The sequence below is a fragment of the Nocardiopsis listeri genome (assembly GCF_020741345.1).
Classification (GTDB): domain Bacteria; phylum Actinomycetota; class Actinomycetes; order Streptosporangiales; family Streptosporangiaceae; genus Nocardiopsis; species Nocardiopsis listeri_A.
The window spans coordinates 1-7,583 of the sequence record NZ_DYZD01000396.1 but is presented as its reverse complement, the minus strand read 5'-3'; the positions used below and the strand labels follow the sequence as shown (position 1 = coordinate 7,583).

Genomic DNA, 7,583 nt, shown 5'->3' with positions numbered 1-7,583 from the left:
GTCCGCGCGTGGTGGAGTTCAACGCCCGCTTCGGCGACCCGGAGACCCAGGTCGTGCTGGACCGGCTGGCCACTCCGATCGGCGCGGTCCTGCAGGCCACCGACACCGGCGGGCTGGGTTCGATCGGTTCTTTGCAATGGAAGTCGGGCGCGGCGGTCTCCGTCGTGGTCGCCGCCGAGAGCTACCCGGGCGACCCGGTCAAGGGCGACCTCATCGGTGGTCTGGCCGCCGCCAACGCCTTGGAGGGCGCCTACGTGTTGCACGCGGGGACCGCCTGGGACGGCGTGCGCGACATCAAGTCCAACGGTGGCCGGGTGCTGAACGTGGTGGGCACCGGCACGGACCTGCGTCAGGCCCGTGAGCGCGCCTACGAGGCGGCGAGCCGGATCGAACTGCGCGGCTCCTTCTACCGCTCCGACATCGCCGAACGCGCCGCCGCCGAACTCTGAAGTTCCGGGTCCCGTGCGGCGGGAGAACGTGACGGGCCCTCGGCGGTCGCCCAGGGCCCGTCTTCGCAGGACGCCGAGAGGCGATACACCCTGAGAGGGGCCATGAGCGGTTTCGTCACCGTGCCCGAGCCGGTCCGAGTGCCGGGCCTGACCCATCTGCACACCGGCAAGGTACGCGACCTGTACGCGAACGCGTCCGGGGAACTGGTCATGGTGGCCAGTGACCGGGTGTCGGCCTTCGACTGGGTCCTGCCCACCGAGATCCCCGGCAAGGGGAGACTGCTCACGCAGCTGTCCCTGTGGTGGTTCGAGCGACTCGACGACCTGGTCCCGAACCACGTCGTCTCCGACTCGCCGCCCGAGGGCGCCCCGGCGGACTGGGCCGGACGCACGCTCGTCTGCCGCCGGTTGGAGATGGTGCCGGTGGAGTGCGTGGCCCGCGGTTACCTCGCGGGGTCCGGACTCGCCGAGTACCGGAAGGACCGCACGGTGTGCGGGGTACCGCTTCCCGAGGGTCTGACCGACGGCTCGGAGCTGCCCGAGCCGATCTTCACCCCCGCCACCAAGGCCGACGTCGGCGACCATGACGAGAACGTGTCGTTCGATGTCGTGGCGCGGGCCCACGGCGAGAAGCTCGCCTCCGAGCTGCGCGACCTCACGCTCAGGGTGTACGCGCGCGGCCGTGACATCGCGCGCGAGCGCGGGGTCGTCCTCGCCGACACCAAGTTCGAGTTCGGGCGGACCGACACCGGTGACCTGGTCCTGGGCGACGAGGTGTTCACCCCGGACTCCTCGCGCTACTGGCCCGCCGACGAGTGGCGTCCGGGCCGGCCGCAGGCCTCCTTCGACAAGCAGGTGCTGCGCGACTGGTTGACCTCCCCCGCCTCCGGGTGGGATCGTGCCGCGGACACACCACCACCGGGACTTCCGGACGACGTGGTGGAACGCACTCTGTCCCGTTACATGGAGATCTACGAGCGGTTGACCGGCACGGAATCGCGCGTGTGACCCGAAACGCGGGGGTGATTCGGCCCACGCAGGCGCCGATCGAGGTCCCGGAGCACGTATGGTGGATCGAGTCGTGCGCGACGTCGAGGTAAACGGCGTGCCATACGTACGACCCCTGGTCTCTCCCTCAGGCGTACCGCCTCTTTGAGCGTTTGGTGGGACTCTATCCGTGATCTGCGGGTATACCACGTTCTGGACCGGTGCCCGCCGACCCTTGCTATAGAGTCATCGCGAACCCACCGGTTCACTGGCCGCGCAGGTCACGCGCAAGTTGGTCGCAACGTTCCAGGGGAAACCCGCGTCTAAACCCGCATAGGCGAACCCGACGAGGGTGACCTTTTTTCACATCTGCCTCACGAAGGAGCACATGAGCATGGGCCAGGAGGTTCGTTACCGCGTCCGCGGCGGACGCCCCCTCAGCGGAACGGCGTTCATCCAAGGCGCGAAGAACGCCGTCCTGCCGATGATCGGGGCCGCCCTGTTGGCGTCCAAAGGACGTACCGTTCTGAGGAACGTCCCCGTCATCGAGGATGTGTACCGCGCGCTCGAACTCGCCGAACACGTGGGCGCCAAGGTCGCGTTCCACGAGGCCGAGCGCACCGTCGTGATCGACGCGTCCGGACTCAATGACCCCGAGAAGGCGGTCCTGCCCGCCGAGATCGCGGCCCGCTTCCGTGGCTCCGTGCTCTTCGTTCCGGCCCTGATGCACCGCACCGGCAGTGCGCGCATCGAGGGCGTCGGCGGTTGCAACCTCGGCAGCCGCAACCTGGACTTCCACTACCGCGGCTTCGCCCGTCTGGGCGCCGAGGTCACCGAGGACCTCGAGCGCAACCACATCAACGTGGAGGCGAGCAAGCTCCGCGGCGGCCGGCTGTACCTGGACACCCCGTCCCACACCGGCACCGAGAACCTCATCATGGCCGCCGTGCTGGCTCCCGGCACGACCGTGATCGAGCACGCGGCCCTGGAGCCCGAGGTCCTGGACGTCATCGACTTCCTCACCGCCATGGGCGCGAAGATCACCGGTGGCGGCACCGGCCTGATCACCGTCGAGGGCGTCAAGGAGCTCACCGCCGTCGAGCACAGCATCATGGCCGACCGCATCGACGCCGGTGTGTTCGCGATGACCGTCGCCGCCACCGGTGGCGAGGTCAGCCTGGTGGGCGCCAACCTGGACCACCTGGGTGTGGCCCGTTGGAAGCTCGAGCAGATGGGCGTGGGCTTCTCCCAGGAGGGAGCGGTCCTGCACGTCCAGAGGGACCCGTCCGTGCCGCTGCGCCCGATCAACGCGGTGACCTCGCCGTTCCCGGGCTTCGCGACGGACCTCCAGTCGCCGCTCATGGCCCTGGCCACCCTGGCCGAGGGCGAGAGCTACATCCACGAGGCCATCTACGACGGTCGCTTCGCCCTGGCGGACGAGCTCAACAAGATGGGCGCCAAGATCGAGGTCGAGGGCACCCGCGCCATCGTGCACGGTTCCACGAACCTGCGCGGCGCCGAGGTGATCGCCCACGACCTGCGGACCGGTGCCGCCCTGGTCCTCGCCGGACTGGTCGCCGAAGGTGAGACAATCGTTGCGCCTGGTTATCTGGTGGACCGCGGTCACTCTCAGTTCGCGCAGCGACTCGCCGCGCTAGGCGGAGACGTGGAGCGCGTCACCGGCTCGTAAAGAGTCGTTCGCGCAGTTCAAGCCGGGGTGGGGGGCTTCCCTCCACCCGGGCTTTCGGCGTTGATATGGAAAACGATCTTCTTTGGCCCCGCACAATGGGTACGATCTCGGCAATCATGCCGTGACAGAGATCGGGTCGGGAAACCAGTGGGCGCACATAGTGAAGAGCGTGGAATGGTAGCGGGGAGCAACCCGAGGTGAGTGCCCAGCGTACTGGCGATTTGACGATCGGCGTCATAGGGCCCCATGAGGTGGTCGAACGGGTCATGCTCATGGGTCCTGGGTCAACAGGACCCCTCAACGCCAGACTCATCGCCGCCGCGTATCGAGATGAGCAAGAGGCGACGGACAAGGTCGTCAGGCTGGGGTCGGCGATCGATGCCTATCTGTTCGCCAGCCCCGTCCCCTACGAGTTCGCGAGGAAGGCGGGCGTGTTGACCATGCCCGCGACCTTCGTGCCACTCGGTGGGGCGAGCCTGCACGAGGCCTTGCTCCGAGCGACCTTGGACGACCGCTTCGACCCGACCAGAGCGAGTCTGGACGTGCTCAGCCGGGCCGACGTGGTGGAGGCCTACTCCGAGGTCGACCTGCCCGTGGACGGGATCCACGTGCACGAAGAACTGACCAACACCGCCCAACTCACCTCGTTCCACGAGGGGCTTTGGCGACGTAAGGCCACCCGGATGGCGATCACCTGCGTACGCGGGGTCGCCGAACGCCTGGAGGCCATCGGAGTGCCGGTGATCCGACTGCGTCCCACCAACGCCGGGGTGCGCAGCGCGCTGCAGACCGCCGGGTTGTTGGGCGCCCACCACCGTTTGGAGGAGGCCCAGCTGGGTGTCGTCGTGGTCGACGTGCCGACCCTGCGCGACTCCTCTCGACGGTCCACGCCTCGTTACTGGCGTGAGGAACTGCGACTCTCCCTGCACCGACTGCTGCTGCAGGAGGCGCACCGCATCAACGCGACCGCCCACCGTCTGGACGACCACTCGTTCATGATCACGGCCACCCGTGGCTCTTTGGTCACCGCGACCGAGGGGTTCCGGCAGCCGCCGTTCGTCGAACGGATCAAGGCGGAGTTGGGCATCGCGATCGAGGTGGGCATCGGCATGGGCCGCACCACCCAGGACGCGGAGTCGCACGCACGCGCGGCCCTCAACCGCGCCCAGGCCTCCCGGCAGAGCTTCGCGGTGGACCGCGAGGGACGATCCCTGGTCCCGGCCCAGCGCGCCCCCGCACGGCACTCCTCCGAGCCCCTGCGCACCAAGGGTCGCGAGACCCTCGTGCGTCTGTCGGAGAAGATCGCCGAGGAGGACGGCCCCCTGGTCGTCGACGCGGAGAACGCCGGGCGGATGCTCGGGGTCACCTCCCGGACCGCGCGCCGGTTGCTGCGCACCCTGGTGGAGGAGGGCCTGGCCTGGCCCCTGCCGCCGAACCGCACCCTGCAGCCCGGCCGTCCGCGTCAGCTCTACCGGCTGATCGTGGAGAAGCTGGACAAGGACGCGGCCGGCAAGTAGCCGCGCGTGCGTTCGCACGTACCGCCAACGGGGGCGGGTTCCCTTTCGGGAGCCCGCCCCCGTTGACTCATGCCCTGGTCCGGAGGGTTCAGCGACGCTTGGCGTAGGTGGTGGCGACCGCCAGGAACGTGTCGTTCTCCTCGGGCGTGCCGATGCTGACGCGAACGCCCTCACCGTCGAAGGGCCGCACCGAGACCCCGACCTCGGCGCAGGCCGCGGCGAAGTCCAGGGTGTCCTGCCCCGCACGCAGCCACACGAAGTTGGCCTCTGTGGGGGGCACCGTCCACCCGGAGGCCAGCAGGGCCTCACGGACGCGCTCACGCTCCTTGACGGTGGTCGCAACGCGCTCCAGGAGCTCGTCCTCCGCGTCCAGGGAGGCGATGCCCGCGGCCTGGGCCAGGTGGTTGACCGCGAAGGGCACGAGCGTCTTCTGCACCGCCGCGGTCACGTGGGGGTGAGCGACGAGGAACCCGAGTCGGACCGCCGCCAGACCGTAGGCCTTGGAGAAGGTCCGCAGCACGGCGACGTTCGGCCGGTCGGCGTACAGGGCGACGCCGTCAGGCGTCTGGGCGTCGCGCACGTACTCGCGGTAGGCCTCGTCCAGGACGACGAGGACGTGGTCGGGAACGCGGTCGAGGAAGTCGACGAGCTCCCGTTCCCGGACCGTGGTGCCGGTCGGGTTGTTCGGGTTGCACACCAGCACCATGCGGGTGTCGTCGGTGATCGCGTCGAGCAGGGCCTCGAGGTCGTGGGTCTCGTCCTTGAGCGGCACCTGGACCGACTCGGCCCCGGACAGCCCCACCAGCAACGGATAGGCCTCGAAGGAACGCCAGGCGTAGACGATCTCCGCGCCCGGTTCGCCGACGGTCGCCAGGAGCTGCTGGAGCAGACCGACGGAACCGGCGCCGAGGGTGACGTGTTCTTCGGGCACGCCCAGGTGGGCGGCGAGTCGTGTGACGAGTTCGGTCGAGCCCGGATCCGGGTAGCGGTTCAGGTCCGCGGCGGCCCGGGCGATGGCCTCACGAACGGACGGGAGCGGCCCGTAGGGGCTCTCGTTGGAGGACAGCTTCATGGAGCGCCCGTCGGGACCGACGACCTTTCGGCCGGGTTTGTAGGCGGGAATGGACTCCAGTACCGCCCGCAGATATGGCGATTTCGACTCCGACACCATTGTCCTTCCTCAATACTTTGTGCTAACCCCGGGACACTCTCGGCGATGAGATGTCCGGGTTGGTCACCGCTCCAAGCGGAAATATCGCACAAACCAGGAGAAACCACCATGCGTTTGCGTCAATTCACCCGCACGGCCGTGGCCGTTTCGGGGGTGGTCCTCCTGGCCGCCTGCGGCGGTCAGGAACAGGAACAGGGCGACGACCCCAACGCGGAGGCCTCTGCGGCACTGCACGAGGCCCAGCCGGTGAACGTCCGGGACGCGACCCTGCTGTCCGAGAGCAGCGAGAGCGGCACCTATTCCGAGCTTGTCACAGTGCAGTACTCCGAGGAGGTGAGGGCCTCCACCGAGCTGGACAAACCCGAGTGCCTGGACGCCGCGAACCGCTGGGGCGACCTGGACTCGGTACGCGACGCGCCCGCGTCCGTGGCCGCCTACGAGTGGGAGCAGGGCTCGGTCTCGCACATCCTCGTCGAACTCGACGAGGAGTCCGCCACCGAGGCACTGGGAACCCGGCCTCCGGAGAGCTGCTCGGAGTACACCGCCACCTATGAGGACGGCAGCAGCTCCGAATACGGGGTCAGCGACCTCGAACTCCCCCGGTTCGGTGACGAGTCCCGTTCCTTCGCCATTCAGGTCACCGACGATGGCGGAGAGAACAACATGTACACCGTGATGTACCGCAACGGCGCGTTGCTCGGCACCACGTCGATCATGGGGCCGGGCGACCCCGAGGAGTACGAGCAGATGCTCGTGGACTTCACCGAGGCCGCCGTCGAACGTCAAGAACAGATGCTCGGCTGACCGGTACCGAGACTCGAAGTCCGGTCAGACCTGGATCCGCTCCCCCTCCGGGTCGCCGGGCATCCCTCGCCCGGCCTCACCCGGAGGCTCCTTGGCCAACGTGTCCGGTCTGGCCACACCACGCCCCTCGACCTCGTCCCTCCTGGCCGCCTGACGCGGCCGGGGCAGCCTGCGAGGCGGCCCCTGGAGGTCGAGGGTGGTGACGGCTCCGAAGGTGGCGAGCACCGCACCGCTCTCGCGGTCCACGAGGGCCGCGCGCACCCCGGTCCGGCGCGGCCCACCGACGCGCACCGCGTAGACCACGTCCACCCGTTGGCCGTGGCGCGTCCCGTCGTAGCGCATGAAGCGCCAGCAGCCGTGCCGCCAGGTGTCCTCTGGTTCGGTGGAGAGCATCACCTTGGCGTTGGTCCGCCAGACGTCGCTGCGACGCAACCGGCGCAGGCTTCGACGCGGGGAGTGCTCCCGCAGGGCGCACGAGTCACTGCCGAGCGTCCGGCCGAGGGCCTCGCGCAGTTCCGGGCTGAGAGCCGCGAGCAGGAGCAGTTCCACCCCGAGCACGGCGCCGTGGGTCAGGGTGGGCGTGGCCGCCACGTCCCAGCCGTTCGGCGCCAGGCCGACGGTGGCGACGGCCGCCACCGCGAGCAAGGACGCGCGGGTGAGCGTGCGCCACCCGATCGGTTCGCGGCTCAGACCGCCGAAACAGCCGCACCCCGCCTCCGGGTCACGCCTTCGCACCACCGACAGGACACCGACGGAAACGGCGAAGAGCAGCACCGCGAGCACCCGCGCCACCTCGCCGAGCGGTCCGGTCAGGGTCAGCAACGCCACCGCCAGGACCACCTCCAACAGACAGGTGAGAACCGTGACGGGACGGCGCCACCTCTGCGGCACCAACACGGCGACGCCTGTGCCCTCCGAACGCGGGGCGGCCTTGGCCACCGCGCCCATCAGCAGCAGCGCCGCCA

The 7,583-nt window shown here is 69.2% G+C and carries 7 protein-coding genes; 5 read left to right on the top strand and 2 right to left on the bottom strand.

The window, feature by feature from the left end; genetic code table 11:
- The 4 genes from K8V84_RS21350 to K8V84_RS21335 form a co-directional block, all read left to right on the top strand.
- Positions 1–449 (top strand): phosphoribosylglycinamide synthetase C domain-containing protein (locus K8V84_RS21350; RefSeq protein WP_304077845.1); only part of this gene is annotated, 449 nt, incomplete at its 5' end.
- 102 nt (positions 450–551) lie between these two features.
- Positions 552–1,457 (top strand): phosphoribosylaminoimidazolesuccinocarboxamide synthase, encoded by a 906-nt coding sequence (locus tag K8V84_RS21345; RefSeq protein ID WP_304077842.1) that lies wholly within the window; start codon positions 552–554, stop codon positions 1,455–1,457.
- A 373-nt stretch (positions 1,458–1,830) separates the two neighbouring features.
- Positions 1,831–3,126, top strand: coding sequence for a UDP-N-acetylglucosamine 1-carboxyvinyltransferase (gene murA / locus K8V84_RS21340; RefSeq protein WP_304077848.1), 1,296 nt, complete (start codon positions 1,831–1,833; stop codon positions 3,124–3,126).
- Between the two features lie 266 nt (positions 3,127–3,392).
- A complete protein-coding gene (locus K8V84_RS21335) occupies positions 3,393–4,643 on the top strand; it encodes a transcriptional regulator (RefSeq protein WP_304077840.1) in 1,251 nt (416 codons plus the stop codon).
- Positions 4,644–4,731: 88 nt separating this feature from the next.
- Here K8V84_RS21335 and hisC read toward each other — a convergent pair whose 3' ends face one another.
- Positions 4,732–5,814 (bottom strand): histidinol-phosphate transaminase, encoded by a 1,083-nt coding sequence (gene hisC / locus K8V84_RS21330; protein WP_304077837.1) that lies wholly within the window; start codon positions 5,812–5,814, stop codon positions 4,732–4,734.
- 108 nt (positions 5,815–5,922) lie between these two features.
- Here hisC and K8V84_RS21325 point away from each other — a divergent pair, with 108 nt between their 5' ends.
- Entirely contained in the window at positions 5,923–6,618 is a 696-nt protein-coding gene (locus K8V84_RS21325; RefSeq protein ID WP_304077835.1) for a hypothetical protein, read from the top strand.
- Between the two features lie 24 nt (positions 6,619–6,642).
- On the opposite strand, the gene K8V84_RS21320 is transcribed toward K8V84_RS21325, so the two are convergent.
- A partial coding sequence (locus K8V84_RS21320) for a MauE/DoxX family redox-associated membrane protein (RefSeq protein WP_304077832.1) occupies positions 6,643–7,583 on the bottom strand: 941 nt, incomplete at its 5' end.